The 19,505-nt window shown below is 68.8% G+C and carries 15 protein-coding genes; 9 read left to right on the forward strand and 6 right to left on the reverse strand.

The genetic code is table 11. The features are described from left to right. Positions 1–6: 6 nt before the first annotated feature. On the reverse strand, positions 7–213 hold the full coding sequence (locus BM199_RS27410; protein ID WP_177242817.1) for a hypothetical protein: 207 nt from the start codon (positions 211–213) through the stop codon (positions 7–9). A gap of 174 nt (positions 214–387) precedes the next feature. On the opposite strand from BM199_RS27410, the gene BM199_RS27415 reads away from it, so the two are divergent. Continuing rightward, complete coding sequence (locus tag BM199_RS27415; protein ID WP_091677428.1) at positions 388–1,614, forward strand: NAD(P)/FAD-dependent oxidoreductase; 1,227 nt, start codon at positions 388–390, stop codon at positions 1,612–1,614. 61 nt (positions 1,615–1,675) lie between these two features. On the opposite strand, the gene BM199_RS27420 is transcribed toward BM199_RS27415, so the two are convergent. After that, positions 1,676–2,566 (reverse strand): alpha/beta fold hydrolase, encoded by an 891-nt coding sequence (locus tag BM199_RS27420; RefSeq protein ID WP_091677430.1) that lies wholly within the window; start codon positions 2,564–2,566, stop codon positions 1,676–1,678. A 172-nt stretch (positions 2,567–2,738) separates the two neighbouring features. Here BM199_RS27420 and BM199_RS27425 point away from each other — a divergent pair, with 172 nt between their 5' ends. Next, positions 2,739–3,197, forward strand: coding sequence for a hypothetical protein (locus BM199_RS27425; protein WP_245788790.1), 459 nt, complete (start codon positions 2,739–2,741; stop codon positions 3,195–3,197). A gap of 37 nt (positions 3,198–3,234) precedes the next feature. On the opposite strand, the gene BM199_RS27430 is transcribed toward BM199_RS27425, so the two are convergent. The 3 genes from BM199_RS27430 to BM199_RS27440 are packed head-to-tail and all read right to left on the reverse strand — an operon-like array spanning position 3,235 to position 6,332. Continuing rightward, entirely contained in the window at positions 3,235–4,473 is a 1,239-nt protein-coding gene (locus BM199_RS27430) for a Bcr/CflA family multidrug efflux MFS transporter (RefSeq protein ID WP_091677434.1), read from the reverse strand. 48 nt (positions 4,474–4,521) lie between these two features. Next, positions 4,522–5,718 (reverse strand): NADH:flavin oxidoreductase, encoded by a 1,197-nt coding sequence (locus tag BM199_RS27435; protein WP_091677437.1) that lies wholly within the window; start codon positions 5,716–5,718, stop codon positions 4,522–4,524. Then, positions 5,715–6,332, reverse strand: coding sequence for a TetR/AcrR family transcriptional regulator (locus tag BM199_RS27440; protein ID WP_091677439.1), 618 nt, complete (start codon positions 6,330–6,332; stop codon positions 5,715–5,717). The genes BM199_RS27435 and BM199_RS27440 overlap by 4 nt, the downstream gene beginning before the upstream one ends. 84 nt (positions 6,333–6,416) lie before the next feature. Here BM199_RS27440 and cutA point away from each other — a divergent pair, with 84 nt between their 5' ends. From cutA to hrpA, 6 genes are all read left to right on the forward strand, one after another. Continuing rightward, positions 6,417–6,740, forward strand: coding sequence for a divalent-cation tolerance protein CutA (cutA, locus tag BM199_RS27445; RefSeq protein WP_091677442.1), 324 nt, complete (start codon positions 6,417–6,419; stop codon positions 6,738–6,740). Beyond that, entirely contained in the window at positions 6,713–8,044 is a 1,332-nt protein-coding gene (locus BM199_RS27450) for a PucR family transcriptional regulator (RefSeq protein WP_245788792.1), read from the forward strand. Before cutA ends, BM199_RS27450 begins: the two co-directional genes overlap by 28 nt. 67 nt (positions 8,045–8,111) lie before the next feature. Beyond that, positions 8,112–9,008: a hypothetical protein gene (locus BM199_RS27455; protein WP_091677448.1), complete on the forward strand. Its 897-nt coding sequence runs from the start codon at positions 8,112–8,114 to the stop codon at positions 9,006–9,008. Then, complete coding sequence (locus BM199_RS27460; RefSeq protein WP_091677451.1) at positions 9,001–10,776, forward strand: GMC family oxidoreductase N-terminal domain-containing protein; 1,776 nt, start codon at positions 9,001–9,003, stop codon at positions 10,774–10,776. The genes BM199_RS27455 and BM199_RS27460 overlap by 8 nt, the downstream gene beginning before the upstream one ends. A gap of 114 nt (positions 10,777–10,890) precedes the next feature. Then, entirely contained in the window at positions 10,891–12,051 is a 1,161-nt protein-coding gene (locus BM199_RS27465; RefSeq protein ID WP_091677454.1) for a lactate 2-monooxygenase, read from the forward strand. Positions 12,052–12,084: 33 nt separating this feature from the next. Beyond that, positions 12,085–15,999 (forward strand): ATP-dependent RNA helicase HrpA, encoded by a 3,915-nt coding sequence (gene hrpA, locus BM199_RS27470; protein ID WP_091677456.1) that lies wholly within the window; start codon positions 12,085–12,087, stop codon positions 15,997–15,999. A gap of 4 nt (positions 16,000–16,003) precedes the next feature. Here hrpA and BM199_RS27475 read toward each other — a convergent pair whose 3' ends face one another. Continuing rightward, complete coding sequence (locus BM199_RS27475) at positions 16,004–17,698, reverse strand: bifunctional 3'-5' exonuclease/DNA polymerase (RefSeq protein ID WP_091677459.1); 1,695 nt, start codon at positions 17,696–17,698, stop codon at positions 16,004–16,006. 156 nt (positions 17,699–17,854) lie between these two features. Here BM199_RS27475 and BM199_RS27480 point away from each other — a divergent pair, with 156 nt between their 5' ends. Next, complete coding sequence (locus BM199_RS27480) at positions 17,855–19,498, forward strand: acyl-CoA synthetase (RefSeq protein WP_091677461.1); 1,644 nt, start codon at positions 17,855–17,857, stop codon at positions 19,496–19,498. Positions 19,499–19,505 lie beyond the last annotated feature (7 nt).

Below are 19,505 nucleotides of genomic sequence, written 5' to 3' on the forward strand. Positions count from 1 at the left end.
CGCGGGTCAGACGCCTTCGGACGTCTCGGCCACGCGAACGACGGCGTCGCGCAGTGCCGCGCGCAGTCTGCCCACGTCAAGTGGGGCCAGCACGGCGGCCTCGCCGGGTGGAGCGACGAGTACCACGTGGTCATCGCTGGCGAACACCGTCACCGCCCGTCTCCTGCCGGCCAGATCCCGGCAGCTGATCTCCCATTCGTCTCGCACCGCCACGGTCATCGCCCCTCCGTCGCTGCTTGTCTCGGTCGTGCGTGCGAAGGGGGAACGCACGTGGCGGGCTGCCATGACGCGACTCCACGGGGTTATTCGTTCACCGATCTTTCGCAGGGTGCTCGCACCGGTTTCCGGCGGTACGGTCGGTGCATTCGCAGTCGGTGAGGAGTGCAGATGGCCGGGCCAGAACGAATTGTGATCATCGGTGGGGGACTGGCGGGTGCGTCCGCGGCGGGAGCGTTGCGGGAGCACGGATACGAGGGCGGACTGGAGTTGCTCACCGAGGAAGCCCATCGTCCCTATGAGCTTCCGCCACTGTCCAAAGGGGTGCTTCTGGGTGATACCGATGAACCCGATTGGGTGCACAGTGAGGACTTCTACGCCGATCACGACATCGATCTGCGACTGGGCGTCACCACCACCAGGATCGAACTGGGCGCCCGTCTTGTCCTCGACGCGGATGGCGGCGAACACCCGTACGACCGGCTGCTACTGGCGACCGGGTCGGGGCCGAGGATGCTGCCAGTGCCGGGCGGTGACCTGCCCGGGGTGCACACCTTGCGCACCCTCGACGACTCGCTCGCACTTCGTGGGGAATTCAGATCGGCCGAACGGGTGGTGATCGTCGGCGGCGGCTGGATCGGCACCGAGGCCGCTGCCGCCGCCCGCAAGCACGGTGCGGAGGTGACGGTGGTGGAGCAGGCGAACGCCCCGCTCTGTGACGTGCTCGGCGACGAGATCGCGGAGGTCTTCCGCACCCTGCACGCCGACCACGGCGTGGATTGGCGACTCGGTTCGAAGGTCACGGAGGTGCTCGGGGACGCGAACGGCGCACGCGGCGTCCGTCTCGCAGGCGGAGAGGAGGTGACCGGCGACGTCGTGCTGGTCGCGGTCGGCGCGAGCCCGCGTGTTGAACTCGCACACGCCGCCGGACTCGAACTCGCCGACAACGGCGGTGTCTGCGTCGACGCGGCACTGCGCAGCGCGGCGCCGGACGTCTATGCCGTCGGCGACATCGCCGCTCAGTTCCACCCCCGCTACGGTCGGCGTGTGCGTGTCGAGCACTGGGCGAACGCCAAGAACCAGGGCGCGCACGTCGCCGCCAACCTGCTCGGCGCCCACGAGCCCTATCTCGGCGTCCCGTACTTCTTCTCCGATCAGTACGACCTCGGCTGCGAGTATCGTGGACTGGCCGATGTGGACACCGACGAACTGGTCATCCGCGGCGAAACGTCCACACGCGAGTTCATCGCCTTCTGGCTGCGTCACGGCGTCGTGACCGCGGCCATGAACGTGAACTCCTGGGACTACGGCGACGCCCTGAAAGCCCTGGTTGCCGCGGAAACCCAAGTCACCCCAGCCGACCTACGTTCCGCCGACCTGAACGCCCTGGCAAGCTAACCGACTTCGCAGGTTGTGTGCGGTTTGTATACGCGTTTGTGCGTTCTGGGGACGACATTTGTCAGCCAACGAACTTCCGGATCAGAGCGGCTAGTGTGGCGGGGTGTTCGTGCACCATGTTGTGGCTGGCAGGGAATCGTTCGACACGGAGGTCGGGGTTGTCCCGTTCGGCGACGACGAGATCCCGTTCGATGCCGCGACGGTGCGCATCCAGCAGTTCCGCGTACTGTTCGGTGTCCGGCAAATCCCTTGTTGCGGCGCACACCAGCAGCGGGCACCGTGCTGAGGCGAACACCTCGAACAAATCCAGGTCGATCATCTGTGCGCGGAAGGCCGTGACGGTCTCAGTGGCGGGTCGCAGGAACCTCGAACCGTCTTGAGACATCACGTTGCGTTCGAACGCCTCAACCGCCACGTCACCGCCGAGTTGCCGGTGGTGTTCCCGCATCGCGGCGTGCTGCTCGTCGGTGAGCGGACCCGCCATCGCTGTTGCCTGGGCCTGAAAGGTCGAGCTCAACTCGGTCAGCTGTCGGCGAATGGTCTTCCGGTCGGCTCCGATGTAGTTCTCCTCGGCAGTCTCCACCGCCCGGATACCATCGATGTCCACTGCACCGGGACATTCCGGATGCCGGCGCGCCCACAGCGCAGCCACACCTCCGCCGAGGGAATGGCCCACCATCGCGGGGCGGTCGAGCCCAAGGTGCGTTACCACTCGTTCGACGTCGTCGACCAGCAGTTCCCATTGCCACGGACCGTCGCCCGACTTGCCGTGGCAACGAAAATCGAGCGCGACGACTCGGTACCGATCGGTCAGCAGTGGCGCGAACGTCGTCCAGTTCAGCGCGTTGCCGCCGAATCCGTGGAGCAGCACGATGCTCCCACCGTCCCTCGCACCACCGAAGTCACGTACCACCACGGCCGGCTCTCCCGGCACCACCAGCTCGTCGACCATGTCCTTGCTCCTGTTTCCGAGCCACTCAGCTACTTGACGAAATTCGTCAAGTAGCTGGCACGCTAGAGTGCTTGACGTATTTCGTCAAGCAGTACTGAGCAGCCGAGTGGCACTTTGACGCAGTCGAGCAGATGCTTGACGATGCGCGCGTCAAGTCTTGAGGGGTGAGGACGTGACATCAGCGGCGGAGCTTCGCGACCAGCTCGTCGGGTTGGTCGACATCCGTTGCATGGATCCGTTGGAGATCCTGCTCCAGGACGCCAGTTCGGTAGCAGCCCTGCGAGCCCGAATACGCACTGAAGCCGAGGTGTGGACCCGCGAGATGCTCACGGCCGACGACGACACCGCCCTCGGCGTCATCATGCGGGTGGTCGCTGCGCTGTTTCCCGGTGACGAGCCGTTCGACCCGCCGGTGGATTGGTGGCGAACGCCCATGGGGCAGGTCACGGCGCGGCGAGTAGGTCATCCGACAGCTGTTCGCGTGTCCTATCCCGTAGCTGGGGCGATGCTCGGCATCAGCAAACAGGGCGTTCACGATCTGATCAGCCGTGGCAAGCTGGCCCGTCATCCGGACGGCGGGGTCGTCCCGGCCTCGATACGCGACCGGCTCCGCCAGCAACATCACGTGTGAGCCGGAACGGGCCTCGCTCGACTCGGCAGGACAGGCCTTACCGGGTCGTCGGCCTTGCCAGTGTCGCGAACGAGAGCAGGGCCAATGCTGCGAACGACGCCATGAGGATGCCCATCGGCAGCGCCGTTTCCTGGCCACCCAAGCCGACCAGCGGCGCTGTCAGTCCACCGATCAGGAACTGCAGCACGCCCAGCAGCGCCGAGGCCGAGCCCGCGTTGCGTGGGTGGTTCGCCAGCGCCAGCGACGTGGAGTTGGGCATCACCAGACCGATGCTCGACACCATGAGGAGCAGAGGCGTCAGCAGCGCGGCGAGGCTGAGTTCGAACGCCGCCGCCGCGGTGATGCCCAGAGCACTCGTCATCGCCAGCAGTAGACCGGTGGCCAGCAGTTGTCGCTCGGAGAAGCGGCCCACGATGCGACCGTTGACCTGCCCGACCACCACGATGCCGACGCCGCCGAGACCGAACGCGAGACTGTACTGCTGCGGGCTGAGGCCGTAGACGCCCTGGAGAACGAAAGAGCTTCCGGAAATGTAGGCAAACATCGCGGCGAACAGGAAACCGGATGCCAGCGCGTAACCGAGGAACGCCCGCTCCCGCAACAGCGCCAGGTAGGCGCGCAAAACCGACCCGATCCGCACTGGGCTGCGCCGGGACACGTCCAGTGGTTCGGGCAGGAACACCATCGCCACGATCAGCAATAGCGCGCCGAACCCGGTCAGCACGAGGAAGATCCCGCGCCACGAGGTCACCGTGAGCACCTGCCCGCCGATGAGCGGCGCCAGGATCGGCGCCAAACCGGTGACCAGCATGAGCATCGAGAAGAACCGAGTCATCTCGGTCCCGGAGAACAGGTCGCGCACCGTCGCCCTCGCGACGACCAGACCGGCGGCCGCGCCCACCGCCTGGAGCGCTCGCGCCGCGATCAGCAGCTCCACCGACGGGCTGATCGCGCACAACACCGACGCGATCACGTAAACGCTGACGCCGACGATCAGCGGCCTTCGCCTTCCGAGCGAGTCCGAGAGCGGCCCCGCGACCAGCTGTCCGAGAGCCAGCCCGATCACGAAAGCGGTCAGCGTCAGTTGCAGGGTCGAGTCGATCGTGTCCAGGTCCGTGGCCATCAGAGGCAGGGCGGGCAGATACATGTCGACCGACAGCGGGCCGAATGCGGTGAGTCCACCGAGGATCAGCGCGTACCGAGCCTTGCTCGGCCGGGCAGAATTCAACTCTTCCCGGGTGCGGGTGTCGGGCCTCTCCTCGGTACGCGTGCTCATCAATCTCCCACCAGTGTCGACTCCAGTAGAAGAACTTGTGTAGCGGTACTAAATATTCCCGATGTGTCCCAGTTCACTTGTTTGGAGTACGCAACGAGTGCTCCGGTAGATCGTCGGCATGCATTTGTTGCAGTGGATGCACAGCGACCGGGTCGCGGGTTCGGCACGCAGGCGTAGTGGGAGGTCCGGTTCCCGAAGCAGCGCCCTGGCCATCGCCACGAACTCGAAGCCCTCGGCCATGGCTAGATCCATCGCCGGTCGCCCGGTGATGCCGCCCAGCAGGATCAACGGCAGCCGCAGCGCCGCCCGGAACTGGCGCGCCGAGTCCAGCAGGTACGCCTCCCGGTACGGGTAGGACTTCAGGAACGCGCGACCCCCGACGCGGATGGCGGTCCGCTGCGGGCGCGGGAAGGTCGCCGCGAACTCCCGCAGCGGGACGTCCCCGGTGAACAGGTACATCGGGTTGAGCAGTGAGCTGCCCGCCGTGAGTTCGAGTGCGTCGACCGAACCGTCCGCCTCCAGCATGCGGCCGACCTCGACGCTCTCGTCGAGCCAGAACCCGCCAGGGACACCGTCGTCCATGTTCAGCTTCGCGGTGATGGCGATCCGGTCCCCGGCGGCGTCCCGCACCGCCCGAAGCACCTCCCTGGCCAGCCTCGCCCGCCCTTCGAGGTCACCGCCGTAGTTGTCCGTGCGCCGGTTGAGCCGTGGACTGAGGAACGCGCTCACCAGGTAGTTGTGGCCGAGGTGCACCTCAACGGCATCGAACCCGGCCGCGATCGCCAGTCGAGCGGCGTTTCCGTGCGCCTCGACGATCCGGCGCAGGTCCTCCCCGGTCGCCGCTCTGGTCAGGCGCAGGCTCAGCGGGTTGGGCCGGCGGCTGGGGCCGAGCGAGGGCAGGCCGGTGGACAACGAGTTCGAGACCGGGCCCGCGTGCCCGAGTTGCGCGGACACCGCAGCGCCCTCGGCGTGCACCGCCTCGGTCAGCCTGCGGAGCCCGGCCAGCGCCTGCTGTCGCATCCAGATCTGGTGGCGATCCGTGCGGCCTTCCGGGGAGACGGCGCAGTACGCCACCGTGCTCATCGCGACGCCACCCGCGGCCTGCCTCCGGTGGAAGTCGATCAGCTCGTCGGTGACGAGGGCGTGCGGCGTTCGTCCTTCGAAGGTGGCCGCCTTGATGATCCGGTTGCGCAGCCGCACCGGCCCGAGCCGTGCGGGGGCGAAGATCTCGGGTGCCACGGTCACCGCCGTCCTTCCCCGCTGGGCGAAGCGCTCAGCCCGGCAGTGACGAACGCGGCGAGTGTGGGCAGCGGCACCGATGGGACGGGCCGTGAAGGACGTCCCTCACCGAGGGGATCACCGAACTCCCGCAGGATGAGGTCGAACGCCAGCCGCCAGCGGTCCGTGGCCTCCTCCCGGCTGAGTTCGGGACAGTTCGCACGCAGCCTGTCGACCCATGGGGCCAGGCTGAACCACGGCGAGTTCCAGCGCACCGCCTTGCCCGCCAGGACCGTCCTTGCGAGCAGGTGCAGCCGCAGCCTGCCGACCGGATCGGCCACCAGGTCGGCGAACGGGAGCAGGATCGCGTCCACCAGTTCGGCCAGCGGTGTGTGACCCGCCCCGGCGATCTCGTCGAGGCGTTCCCGCCACAACGGCGCGAGCCGGTCCTCCAGCAGGCGGACGACGAGGCCCTCCTTGGAACCGAAGTGGTAGTGCACGGCGGCCGGGCTCATGCCCGCAGCCGTGTTGATCGCCCGCACCGACACCGCGTCGTACCCGTCCTGCAGGAACAGGGACTCGGCGACGGTGAGCAGTCGTTCGGCGGTGGACGCCGTGGAGGCGTCGGGGCGCGTCGGCATCACTCCAGCAGAGCACACCTCGGTCACCGATTCAATCACTGATTCAATCACTGATCGAAACAGCGCCTGACGTACCCTCTGGCCATGTCGGCAGAGCACGTGGTCGTCGCTACGACGATCGACAGCGAAGAGGCCGCGCGCAACCTCGCGGCGAAGGCGATCGAGGCCAGGCTCGGAGCGTGCGCGCAGGTGGTGGGGCCGATCACCAGCGTGTACCGCTGGGACGGCGCCGTGCAGAACGACACGGAGTGGCGCGTCGAGATCAAGACCGCCGCCGACCGCGTCACCGAACTGACCGAGCGGCTCACGGCCTGGCACTCCTACGACGTTCCCGAGGTCGTCGCGACATCCATCGTGGGTGGTAGCGCCGAATACCTGGCATGGCTGATCGAGGAGACCAGGGCCTGACCCGGCGGGTGCCGTCCGGCGCGACGGCGGAGGCAGCGGCGATAATCGGCCGCGATTCCGGGGAAGACGGAGGTTGGCCGATGGAACTCTCCCGGCGCATGGCCCGGCAGTTGAGCGGCAGGCTGGACGCGCTGACTGACAACCTCGTCGCCGACATCCTGGCCGAGAACCCCGGTTACCACGACGCCGAACTGGTCTCGCTGGAGGATCTGCGCCGCTCGTGCGAGCACAACCTCGGCCGGGTGCTGCAATTGCTGGGGGAGACCGTTCCCGAGGGAGCGAACCCGTTCGACGCCGCCGTCGCCACCGGCTCCCGCAGGGCGGAACAGCGGGTGCCGCTGGATTCGGTGCTGCGCTCGTACCGGCTCGGCGGCCGGGTGATCTGGCGGGCGCTGGTGCAGATGGCCAAGGAGGACGACGAGGTCGACCGGGAGCAACTGCTGGATGTCGCCACCTCGGTGTGGACCGTGGTGGACGAGACATCCTCCGAGCTCGCCAGGGCCTACCGGCACACCGAGCTGCAGTTGCGCAAGCTGGACGTGCACCGCAGGCACGCGCTGGTGGAGGACCTGCTGCGTGGACGTGGGCGCGAGAGCGGGTTCGCCGAGCAGGCCGCGGTCGAGCTCGGGTTGCCCGCGGGCGGCGACTACCTCGTGCTGGCCGCCGACCTGGCTGAGGACGGCACACCCGGGCTGGCGATGCCGCAGGACGCGCTGGCCGTGTACGGCGTGCGCTCGGTGTGGGAGCCGCGCGCGGGGACGTTGGTCGGCATCGTCGCGCTCGAACGGCGCGGGGCGGACTCCGTGCTCGATCTGCTGCGCGGCGGGGTGCGGGCGCGCGTCGGGGTCAGCCCGGCCGTGTACGGGCTGGCGGAGGTGGGGGCAGGTCATGAACTGGCCCTGCTCGCGTTGCGCACCCTGCCCGCCGACGACACCGGGCTCGCCCGGCTCGACGAGCGCCTGCCCGAGGCGCTCGTCGCCCGCTCACCCGAACTGGCCGAGCGCCTCGTGTCCGGCGTGCTCGGCCCGCTGCTGCGCCTGTCCCCGGCCGAGCGGAACATCCTGCTGGAGACCCTGACCGCGTGGCTGGAGACCAATCGTTCCGCCGCGGCGACCGCCGCCCGGCTCTACTGCCATCGCAACACCGTGCTGAACCGGCTGCGCAGGCTGGAGAGCCTGCTCGGCCGCTCGCTGCAGGACTACCAGAGCGGACTCTCGCTCTCCATGGCCCTGATCGCGTACGGGTTGCGGACCGATGGCGGTTCTGCACAACCAAAAGACAGGCATTCTGGGCATTTGGCCTAGTGCGATACCTCCGGTTGGTCGATAGACACAGTGTGTCGCCTGTCACATCCACCACTGGAGACGGACAATGAGCCAATCCCCGCTGGCCCGGCGTGCCTTTCTCGCGCGCATGGGGCTGCTGGGCGCCGCTGTCGGCGTGGGCGGGCTGCTGCCCCGCAGCGCGCTCGCGCCACCAGCCACCGCCGCTGAAAACAGCCTGCTGCCCGACCTGGTCGGACTGCTCCGACCCGTCCTCGCCGAACTCGCCAGGGACACGTTCAACGGACTGACAGTGTTCGTCTGTCCCGGCCCCGACGCGTACTCCGACGCGCAGGGCACCCCCAGTCCCGAGCCAGGCGCCCTCCAGGCCGAGGGCACGGACTTCATGATCGCGTCGCTGGACAACTTCGTGCCCTTCCCGGACGAACTGGCCCGGCCCGTCGCCGCGGCGCTCGCGACCGGGCTGGCCGACACCGGGGTCGACCTGCCGGGGCTGAACCTGCTGCCCGCCGAGGTGGGCACCCTGGACCGGGCGCTGCGTACGCTGCTGGAGAACGACGCGACCATCCCGCTCTCGCTGCCGGTCGCCGGAATGCTCAATCTGCTGGCGACCCAGGTCAATCCGCTGGCCGTCAACGGGCCGTTCCTCTCTCCGTTCGCGCGCCTCACGTGGGCCGAGAAGGCCGCCGCGTTCCGGCTGCTGGAAGGCCCGGACTCCGACCTGGTCTCCCTGCTGGACGCGGAGTTCCCGCAGCCGTTGCGGAGTTCGGTGTCCGGACTGCTGAAGTTCGTCGGCGGAGCGTTGCTGGAGTTCGCGACGTTCGGCTCGTTCTCCGAGTACGGCGTGTTCGACCCGGAGAGCAGGCAGCTCACCGGACGTCCGGTCGGTTGGGAGCTCACCGGGTACCAGCCGGACGGCCCAGTGGACGGCTGGGACGACTTCATCGGGTACTACCAGGGCCGTACGGAGGTCAGCGATGCGTGACGTCATCATCATCGGCGCGGGCGGCGGTGGCCCTGTCGTCGCCAAGGAACTCGCGGCGCGCGGACTCGATGTGCTGCTGCTGGAGGCAGGTCCCCGGCACGCGAACCCGCGCACGGAGTGGACGCACTTCGAGAACGACGCGAACAACCCACTCACCGGGTTCTTCCGGCTCGGCCCGAGTGACAGGTCGAAGCCGGCGTGGTTCCGCGAGTGGCCGCAGAACTCCTTCGTCTGGCAGGTCTCCGGTGTCGGCGGCACCACCCAGCACTACTACGGCAACTCTCCCCGCGCCTACCCCGGAGTCTTCAACGACTACACCGGCGCCGACCGCGAGCAGTACGACATCGCCCACCGTTTTCCCTTCGGCTACGCGGAAATGGTGCCGTACTTCGAGTGGGTGGAAGCCACCCTGCCGGTGCAGACGGCCGCCATGGGCACCAAGGAACAGACCTGGTTCCGTGGCTGTGAGACGCTCGGAATTCCGGTGCAGACCACGAAGACCACCACGGGTCCGTCCTACCGTCCACAGGAGAACGCCATCCTCCAGCCGGGCGGCAACGCGGGGCGGACGTCCGATCGCGACCTCCTGCAGTACCCCAAGGCCACGGGCTGCACGTTCTGCGGCTACTGCTTCCAGGGCTGCATGCAGCCGATCGCGGCACCCCGCAACCAGTTCGCCAAGCGCTCCACCGACAACAGTTACGTCCCGATGGCACTGACCGCGGAGGTCTGGTCGGCAGGGGGCAGGCCGGTCGAGCTGATCACCGACGCCTACGTGACCAGGGTGCACACCGAACAGCGGCAGGGTGGGCTCGCGGCCACCGGCGTGACGTGGCGCGACAACGCCTCCGGCGAAGAGCACAGGGAGGACGCCCGGGTAGTCGTCATGTCCGGCGGCTGCACCGAGAACCCGAGACTGTGGTTCAACAGCGGCCTGCCGAACCCGAACGACTGGGTCGGCCGCGGCTACACCGACCACCATTTCGACTGGCTGATCGGCTCGTTCGACGGTGACACCGGCAACTCGAAGGGGCCCGGGTCCTCGGCCAGGCTGGAGATGCCGGGGTACGGCGGGCTGGAGAACGTCGGCCTGCCGCCCGCGCTCGAGGCGTTCGCGATGACCTTGTCCGACAGCGGTATCCGGGGCCAGTACGACAACGACAACGGCAGCGCCGGTCCCTGGGACGGTCCTGCGGGCCGGGTCATCGGGCCGGAACTCAAGGAGTTGCTCAGCGGGGGCATCGACACGTTGCTCAACGCGCTGGTGATCACCGACGACGACGTGGAGCCGGACAACAGGGTCACCCTTTCGGCGTTCCCCGCCGACGAGCACGGTCCGGTGCCGAAGGTGTCGTTCCGGCAGCGTCAGCGCAGCGCACGGACCCTGCGCAACCGCGAGTTCATGGCGCGGAAGGCGGCGGAGTTGCTGCGCGGGGCCGGTGCGAAGAAGGTGTACCGGATCAACTGGGCGCCACTGATCCTGCATGTGCAGTCCTCGATGCGGATGGGTGAGTCGGCGGCCGACTCGGTGCTCGACGCGAACGCGGAGTCCAGGGCCGTGCGCCGCCTGTTCATCGCGGACAACTCCGCACTGGCCAACTCACTCGGCGGCCCCAATCCGACACTGACGACGCAGGCGGTCGCGACCCGGACCGCGGAGAAGATCTTCCAGCGCTACTTCGGTGGGGATCCGTGGGTGCGGGCAGAGTCGCCCGTGGTGTCCACCGACCCGCGGATCAGCGTCCGCCTCGGCGAGCTCGGGTTGTAGGCCCGGGCAGCTCCGTCACGGACCGGTGATCGCCGGAAGCGGGGATCGCCGGTCCGCCACGGCGGTCCGTAGGATACCGGCGGGTATGGCGGGGCAGCGACGAGGAGGTCCGGCATGGCGGAACGGTTCGGGAGCTACCAGAGCGAGATCTACCTGCAGGGATTCGGTGGTACGAAACCGGAGTTCTCCACCGATGCCACCCGGCTCGAGTCCTCCGCTGAGGCACTGATGGAGCCGGGCCCGTTCTCCTACGTCGCGAGCGGAGCCGGATCCGGTTCGACCGTGCGGGCGAACCGCGAGGCGTTCGACCGCTGGAAGCTCGTGCCGCGGATGCTCACCGACTCCACCGATCGCGACCTCTCCACTTCCCTGCTCGGCACCCCGATGCCCGCGCCGGTCCTGCTCGCCCCGGTCGGGGTGCAGTCGATCGTGCACCCCGAAGCCGAACTCGCGACCGCGCGCGCCGCGGCGGAACTCGGCGTGCCGATGGTGCTGTCCACCGCGTCCTCGAAGACGATCGAGGAGGTCGCCGCGGCGAACGGGGCAGGGCCGAGGTGGTTCCAGCTGTACTGGCCGAACGATCCGGACGTCACCGCCAGCATCCTCAGCCGGGCGAAGAAGGCCGGCTACACAACCCTGGTGGTCACCCTGGACACGTGGACGCTGGGCTGGCGTCCCTGCGACCTCGACCAGGCGTACCTGCCGTTCCTGGAGGGCGAGGGGGTGGCGATCCCGTTCTCCGACCCCGCCTTTCGCGCCCTGCTGGACAAGACGCCGGAGGAGGACAGTGCCGCGGCAATCCTGCGTTGGATCTTCATGGTGACCGGCACCGACCGCACCTGGCGGCAACTGCCGTTCCTGCGTGAGCACTGGGACGGCCCGATCGTGCTCAAGGGCATCCAGCATGTCGACGACGCCCGCAGGGCCGCCGACGCGGGGATGGACGGCGTCATCGTCTCCAACCACGGTGGCCGTCAGGTCGACGGAGCCGTCGCCGCACTGGACGTGCTGCCCGAGATCGCCACCGCGGTCGGGGATCGGATCGAGGTGCTGTTCGACTCCGGCGTGCGGACCGGTTCCGACGTGCTCAAGGCACTCGCTCTCGGGGCGAGCGCCGTGCTGCTGGGCAGGCCGTACGTGTACGGGCTCGCCCATGGCGGTGAAGCAGGGGTGCGGCACGTGCTGCGCTGCCTGCTCGCCGACTTCGACATCAGCATGGGCCTCTCCGGCAACCGCAGCGTGGGCCAGCTCTCGCCGAGCGTGCTGCGGCGGTAATCCGGTAGCGCGCGACGCTATTGTGGACGAGGTATGTCTACTCCCTCCCCGCTCGAGGCGCTGCGCTCCCGGCTGCCCGAGCTGATGCCCCGCGACGCGCACCGGCTGCGCAGGCGCATCGACGGTGCCCGCCGCCGCTCCCGCGACCAGAAGTCGATGGCCGGTCTGGTGGAGCAGATCTCCACCGACATCGACGCGGCCGAGCTGCGTGTCCGCAGCAGGAGGGAGTCCGTCCCGCGCATCGAGTACCCGGCGGAGCTGCCAGTCAGTGCCCGTCGCGAGGATCTCGCCGCGGCCATCCGGGACAACCAGGTGGTGATCGTCGCCGGGGAGACCGGGTCGGGCAAGACCACGCAGCTGCCCAAGATCTGTCTCGAACTCGGGCTGGGCATCCGCGGCCAGATCGGGCACACCCAGCCGCGCAGGCTCGCCGCTCGCACGGTGGCCGACCGCATCGCCAGCGAGCTCGGCACCGAACCGGGCTCCACCGTGGGCTACAAGATTCGCTTCACCGACCACTCCGGGGACGACACGCTGGTCAAGGTGATGACCGACGGCATCCTGCTGGCGGAGATCCAGCAGGACCGGATGCTTCGGCAGTACGACACGATCATCATCGACGAGGCCCACGAGCGCAGCCTCAACATCGACTTCCTGCTCGGCTACCTCAAGCAGCTCCTGCCGCGCAGGCCGGACCTGAAACTGATCATCACCTCGGCCACCATCGATCCGGAACGGTTCTCCAGGCACTTCGGCGACGCGCCGGTGGTCGAGGTCTCCGGCCGGACCTACCCCGTGGAGGTGCGCTACCGCCCGATCCTCGACCCGGACGACCCCGACGGTGACCCCGACCGGGATCAGGTGCAGGCGATCTGCGACGCCGTGGACGAGCTGGCCGCGGCGGGGCCGGGCGACGTGCTGGTCTTCCTTTCCGGTGAAAGGGAGATTCGCGACGCGGCCGATGCGCTGTCCAAACAGGACTTGCGGGACACCGAGATCCTGCCGCTGTACGCTCGGCTGTCCTCCGCCGATCAGCACCGGGTCTTTCAGCGACATCGTTCGCGCCGCAGGATCGTGCTCGCCACCAACGTCGCCGAGACCTCGCTGACGGTGCCCGGCATCAAGTACGTGATCGACCCGGGTACCGCGCGTATCTCCCGCTACAGCCACCGAACGAAGGTGCAGCGGCTGCCGATCGAACCCGTCTCGCAGGCTTCGGCGAACCAGCGCAAGGGCCGCTGCGGCCGTACCTCCGACGGCATCTGCATCCGGCTCTACTCCGAGGCCGACTTCGAGTCCCGCCCCGAGTTCACCGACCCGGAGATCCTGCGCACGAACCTCGCCTCGGTCATCCTGCAGATGACCTCGCTCGGCCTGGGTGATCTCGCCGGGTTCCCGTTCGTCGAGCCGCCTGACCGCAGGCAGATCACCGACGGGGTGAACCTGCTGCTGGAACTGCACGCCCTCGAACCAGGACAGACGGGCGCGGGACGGCGGCTGACACCGATCGGGCGAAAGCTCGCCCAGTTGCCGGTCGACCCACGGCTCGGCCGGATGGTGCTGGAGGCGGACAGCAACGGGTGTGTCCGCGAGGTCATGATCATCGCGGCCGCTCTGTCTATTCAGGACCCGCGAGAGCGGCCCGCGGAGAAACAGCAGGCCGCCGACCAGCTGCACGCTCGGTTCGCTGACAAGAACTCCGACTTCCAGGCATATCTGAACCTCTGGGAGTACCTGACCGAGCGGCAACGCGAGCTCTCCGGCAACCAGTTCCGCAAGCTCTGCAAGGCGGAGTACCTGAACTACCTGCGGGTGCGGGAGTGGCAGGACATCTTCAGCCAGTTGCGCAGGCTGGCCAAACAGCTCGGCGTGACCCTGAATTCCGAGCCGGCGGACTTTCAGCGGGTGCACACCGCGCTGATCGCCGGGATGCTCTCGCACATCGGGCTCAAGGACCCGGCCAAGGGCGACTACCTGGGCGCGCGCGGCACGCGTTTCGCGGTGTTCCCCGGTTCGGCGCTGTTCAAGAAGCAGCCCCGGTGGGTGATGGCGGCCGAACTGGTGGAGACCTCCCGGCTCTGGGCGCGGGTCGCGGCCCGGATCGAGCCCGAGTGGGTGGAGCCACTGGCGGAGCACGTGCTCAAGCGCACCTACTCGGAGCCGCACTGGGAGCGCAAGCAGGGCGCGGTGATGGCCATGGAGAAGGTGACGCTGTACGGCGTCCCCCTCGTGGCCGGCCGCAAGGTCAACTACGGCCGCATCGACCCGGAGGTCTCCAGGGAGCTGTTCATCCGGCACGCACTCGTCGAGGGTGACTGGGAGACCCGGCACCGGTTCTTCCACGAGAACAGAGCGCTGCTCGACGAGGTGGAGAGCCTGGAGCACCGGGCCCGCCGTCGCGACATCCTGGTGGACGACGAGACACTGTTCGACTTCTACGACCAGCGGGTCGGCGCCGAGGTGGCGTCCGCGCGGCACTTCGACTCGTGGTGGAAGAAGACCCGGCGTGAGCAGCCGGACCTGCTCAGCTTCGAGAAGTCGATGCTGATCAACGAGACCGCGGGCGCGGTGACCGAGTCGGACTACCCGGACGAGTGGACGCAGGGTGCGCTGCGGTTCCCGCTGACCTACCAGTTCGAGCCGGGCAGCGACGCCGACGGGGTCACCGTGCACATCCCCGTCCAGGTGCTGAACCAGGTGAGTCCCGACGGTTTCGACTGGCAGGTGCCCGGTCTGCGCGAGGAACTGGCCACGGCACTCATCAGATCGCTGCCGAAGCAGATCCGCCGCACCGTCGTTCCCGCACCCGACCACGCGCGCCTCGCCCTCGACGGAGCCGGCCCAGGGGACGGCCCGCTTGCCGACGTTCTCGGCGATCGGCTCCGGCAGCTGCGCGGTGTGGTGATCCCGCCGGATGCCTGGCGGCCGGACGAGGTGCCCGAGCACCTGCGGATCACCTTCCGCGTGGTCGATGCGAAAAACCGGAAACTGGCCGAGGGCAAGGATCTCGAGGCGCTCAAACGCGAGCTCAGTGGCGAGGTGCGGGCCACCATCTCCGCGGCCGCTGACAGCATCGAGCGCGGTGGGCTGCGCGGTCCCGGCTTCGGGGAACTGCCCGAGGTCTTCGAGACTTCACAGCGTGGCCATGCGGTGAAGGCGTACCCCGCACTGGTGGACGAGGGTGAGACCGTCGCGGTGCGGATGCTCGACAACCCGGCGCGCCAGCGGGCGCAGATGTGGGCCGGCACACGCAGGCTGCTGCGGCTGAGCCTGCCTTCACCGATGAAGTTCATCAACCGTAATCTCGGTAACCAGAGCAAGCTCGTACTCGGCCGGAACCCGCACGGCGGGGTCGCGGCGTTGCTGGAGGACTGCGTCGACGCCGCGGTGGACAAGCTGATGGCCGACAACGGCGGGCCGGCGTGGGACGACGCGGGCTTCGCCGTGCTGTTGGAGAAGGTCAGGGGCGAGTTGGGCCGCACCGTGCTCGACACCCTGCATGAGGTGGAGCGGGTGTTGCTGGCGGCACACGATGTCGAAGCCCGGCTCGAGGATCTTCCCCGCGGCCCATACGCCGAGTCGGTCGCGGACATTCGATCCCAGTTCGCCGGGCTGGTACGTCCGGGATTCGTCACGGAGGCCGGTGTCGCCCGACTGCCGGACGTGGTGCGGTACCTGCGCGGGATCGAACGACGGCTGGACAAGCTGCCCGGGGACCTGCCACGCGATCTCGAACGACTGCGCGAGGTCGAGTGGCTCAGCCAGGAGTACCGCGCGGTGCTCGGCGCACTGCCGCCGGGGACACCGCCCAGTCCTGCGCTCGCCGAGATCCGCTGGATGATCGAGGAGTTGCGGATCAGCTTCTTCGCGCAGACCCTGCGCACCGCCTTCCCCGTCTCGGTCAAGCGGATCCTGCGGGCGATGGACAAGGCGGCCGCAGCGGGGTAGCGGCCTATTTGGCGTCGGCATAAGTTCCAACTACCGCGATGTGCAGCGGGAAGCGCACCGGGCAGGAGGCGCCGAAGACCAGTTCGGCGGTCTCCCGCACCGACTCCTCGACACAGGTGCTCACCGTGTCCGCCAGCTCCGTCGGCGTATGCACCAGCACTTCGTCGTGCTGAAAGAACACCAGGTGCGCGGGCGGCGGGAGTCGTCTGCGCAGGGTGGCCAGCAGCACCGCGGTCCAGTCCGCCGCGCTCGCCTGGACCACGAAGTTGCGGGTGAAGCGTCCCCAGTCCCGTGCGGCCCTGCGAGCCCTGTCCGCGCCGGCGAGGTCGTCGACCGTGCCCCCGGTGAGCGCGCGCCAGGCCGCGGACGGGTCGGGGGAGGTGCGGCCGAGTCGGGACCGGACCCGCTCGCCGCGTTCTCCTGCCAGCGCAACATGCTCTACATAGGACACCGCGTCCGGGAACCGCTGGCGGAGCACTGCGAGCAGGGCTGCGGCCTCGCCCGCGGTCCCGCCGTACATCGCCGAGAGCATCGCGATCTTCGCCCTCGACCGGTCGTCCCGGTCGTCGAAGGCGGCGGCGGGCAGCGCACCGCCGGAGAACATCACCTCCGCGAGACTGTCGTAGAGGTCGCTGGCGGCCGACACCTCGGCGAGCCGCCTGTCGCCGGACAGCGCGGCAAGGACCCGTGGTTCCAGCTGTGCCGCGTCCGCCACCACGAGCCGCCATCCCGGGTCGGCCCGCACACAACTCCGCAGAGTCCGGGGAATCTGCAGGGCCGCCCCGCCCCGGCTGGCCCAGCGTCCCGACACCACTCCGCCCACCACGTACACCGGCCGGAACCGGTTGTCCCGGACCCAGCCGTCGAGCCAGGCCCAGCCGTGCGCCGAGTGCAGCCGCGCCAGCTCCTTGTACTCCAGCAGGGGAGCGACGGCGGGATGGTCGACTCGCCGAAGTACGTGTGCCCTGGCCGAGGGCACCTCGATGCCCGCCCTGCCGAACGCGCGCACCACGCTCGCCGGAGCGTCCGGGTTCACCTGCCTGCCGTCGAAGGCGTCCTGGATACGTTCGGCGAGCCGGGCGAGTGTGCGCGGCCGCTGGCCAGCGGGGACCCGCGGACCGAGCAGTTCGGTGAGGAGTTCGTCGTGCAGATCCGCCCGCCATGGCAGGCCGTCGGCCGACATCTCGGCCGCCGCCAGCGCACTGGCCGACTCGGCGGCGACCAGCAGCCGGATCCGTTCGGGGTGGTCGGTCCGCTCGATCCGCCGCCGCTGCTCGGCGAGCACGGTCGCGGCCGCGTCGAGCACCGCGACGTCGCGGGGAAGCCCCGCGCCACGCGGGTCGAACAGGGCAGGCTGGTCGTCGAGGTGCGCCTCGCTGTCCGGCGGCGGTGGCAGGCCGACCGCCCTGGCGTAGGCGCCTGCCAGCCCGCGCGGCTCGCCGTGCCTGCCCTCGTACGCGAGCAGCAGGCCCTCGGTGAGGGTGAGGTCGTGGCAGCGGCGCACCCGGATCCCCGCCTGCAACAGCACCGGATAGTCCTGCTCGACCGAGGTGAAGATCCAGCGGGGAGCGTGATCTCGCTCCCACTCTTCTGCGCGAACGCATAGCTCGGCGATCCCCACACCACGGAGATCCGGCAGGTCAGCAGGCCCGCGCAGGGAGTAGACGCCGTCTGATTCACGGGCCACGATGATGTGCACAGACGTGATTCTGCGCGTCGGCACCGACAGTGCTCGACCAGAGGCCTAGCTGCTCAGCCGGTGGTTCGGATACTGTCAATCAGCGTTCATACCGCCAGTACGGTATGGATGCCGCGATGATGCGCTCTCGGCCGCAGCAGCAACGGAGGTGCCCGGATGAGAAACCCGTCCAGCGTGACAGCGGTGACCGAGAAGGCGGCCGAGACCGCCCGCAGTATCCGAGTCATGTGGCAGGCGGGCCTGGTGCCCTTTCCCCGCCTCGACGAGGGCCTGCGGTCGCTGGTCGCCGTGCGCAAGTTCGGCCCGTTCGCCGGCTCGACCCAGATCGCCGCGCGACGGGACTCCACCGCCGTCGGTCTGGTGGACGAACTCGGGCCTCTCACCTTCAAACAGCTCGACCTGCGCTCCAACGCCCTCGCCAGGGCCTGGTCGGAGCGCGGGCTCACCCCGGGCTCGGTCATCGCGGCGCTGTGCCGGGACCACCGTGGGCTGGTCCTCGCGATGCTGGCCGCGGGGAAACTGGGTGCCCGCCTGCTGCTGATGAACACCGGGTTCGCCAAGCCGCAGCTGGCCGACGTCGCCAAACGGGAGAAGGTCGGCGCACTCGTCTACGACGAGGAGTTCACCGACCTGCTCGACGCCGTCGAGGGCCAAATCGACCGCTACCTCGCCTGGGTCGACCACGACAGCCCGGTCGCGCAGCGCCGGGATCCGGACATCCCGATCCTGGACGAGCTGATCGCCAGCAACGACGACCGGCCGCTGCCCGCACCGCGCAGGCCCGGCGGTTTCGTGCTGCTCACCAGCGGCACGACCGGCACCCCGAAGGGCGCCCCGCGCCCGCAGACCTCGCCGCTGCACTCCGCGCAGTTCCTCGACCGGGTTCCGCTGCGCGCGGGGGAGAGCACCTACATGGGGGCGCCGATCTTCCACGGCACCGGGCTGTCGCAGTTCATCCTCTCCTTCGCTCTCGGCTGCAAGGTCGTCATGCGCAGGCGGTTCGACCCGGAGGAGACCCTGCGCGGAGTGGAGGAGCACAAATGCACCGCCCTGGTGCTGGTGCCGACCATGCTGCAACGCATCGTCGACCTCGACCCCGCGGTGCTCGCCAAGTACGACACGTCGTCACTGCGGATCGTGTTCGTGGCCGGTTCGGCCCTGTCGCCGGACCTCGGCAACCGCGCGACCGCGCTCTTCGGCGAGGTCGTGCACAATCTCTACGGCTCGACCGAGGTCGCCGTCGCCACCGTGGCGACCCCGGAGGACTGGCGCAAGGCCCCCGGCACCGTCGGCAGGCCGCCAGTTGGCTGTCACGTCGCGCTCTACGACGAGAAGGGCCAGAAGATCACCGAGCCGAACGTCACCGGCCGGGTCTTCGTGGGCAGCGGCCTGAGCTTCGGCGGGTACACCGACGGGCGGAACAAGGAGATGATCGACGGGCTGCTCTCCAGTGGCGATGTGGGCCACTTCGACAACGACGGCCTGCTGTTCATCGACGGCCGGGACGACGAGATGATCGTCTCCGGTGGGGAGAACGTCTTCCCGATCGAGGTGGAGAACCTCCTGGTCGAGCGTCCCGACGTGCTCGAGGCGGCGGTCATCGGGGTGCCCGACAAGGAGTTCGGCCAGCGGCTGAAGGCCTTCGTGGTGCCAGCTGAGGGCGCGGACCTCGACGCTGACACCCTGCGTGAGTTCGTCAAGTCGAACCTCGCCAGGTACAAGGTGCCGCGCGAGGTGGAGTTCCTGGACGAACTCCCCAGGAACGCGACGGGCAAGCTGCTCCGGAACAAGCTCGTCTGAACGGACG

The sequence above is a fragment of the Amycolatopsis marina genome (genome assembly GCF_900111885.1).
Classification (GTDB): domain Bacteria; phylum Actinomycetota; class Actinomycetes; order Mycobacteriales; family Pseudonocardiaceae; genus Amycolatopsis; species Amycolatopsis marina.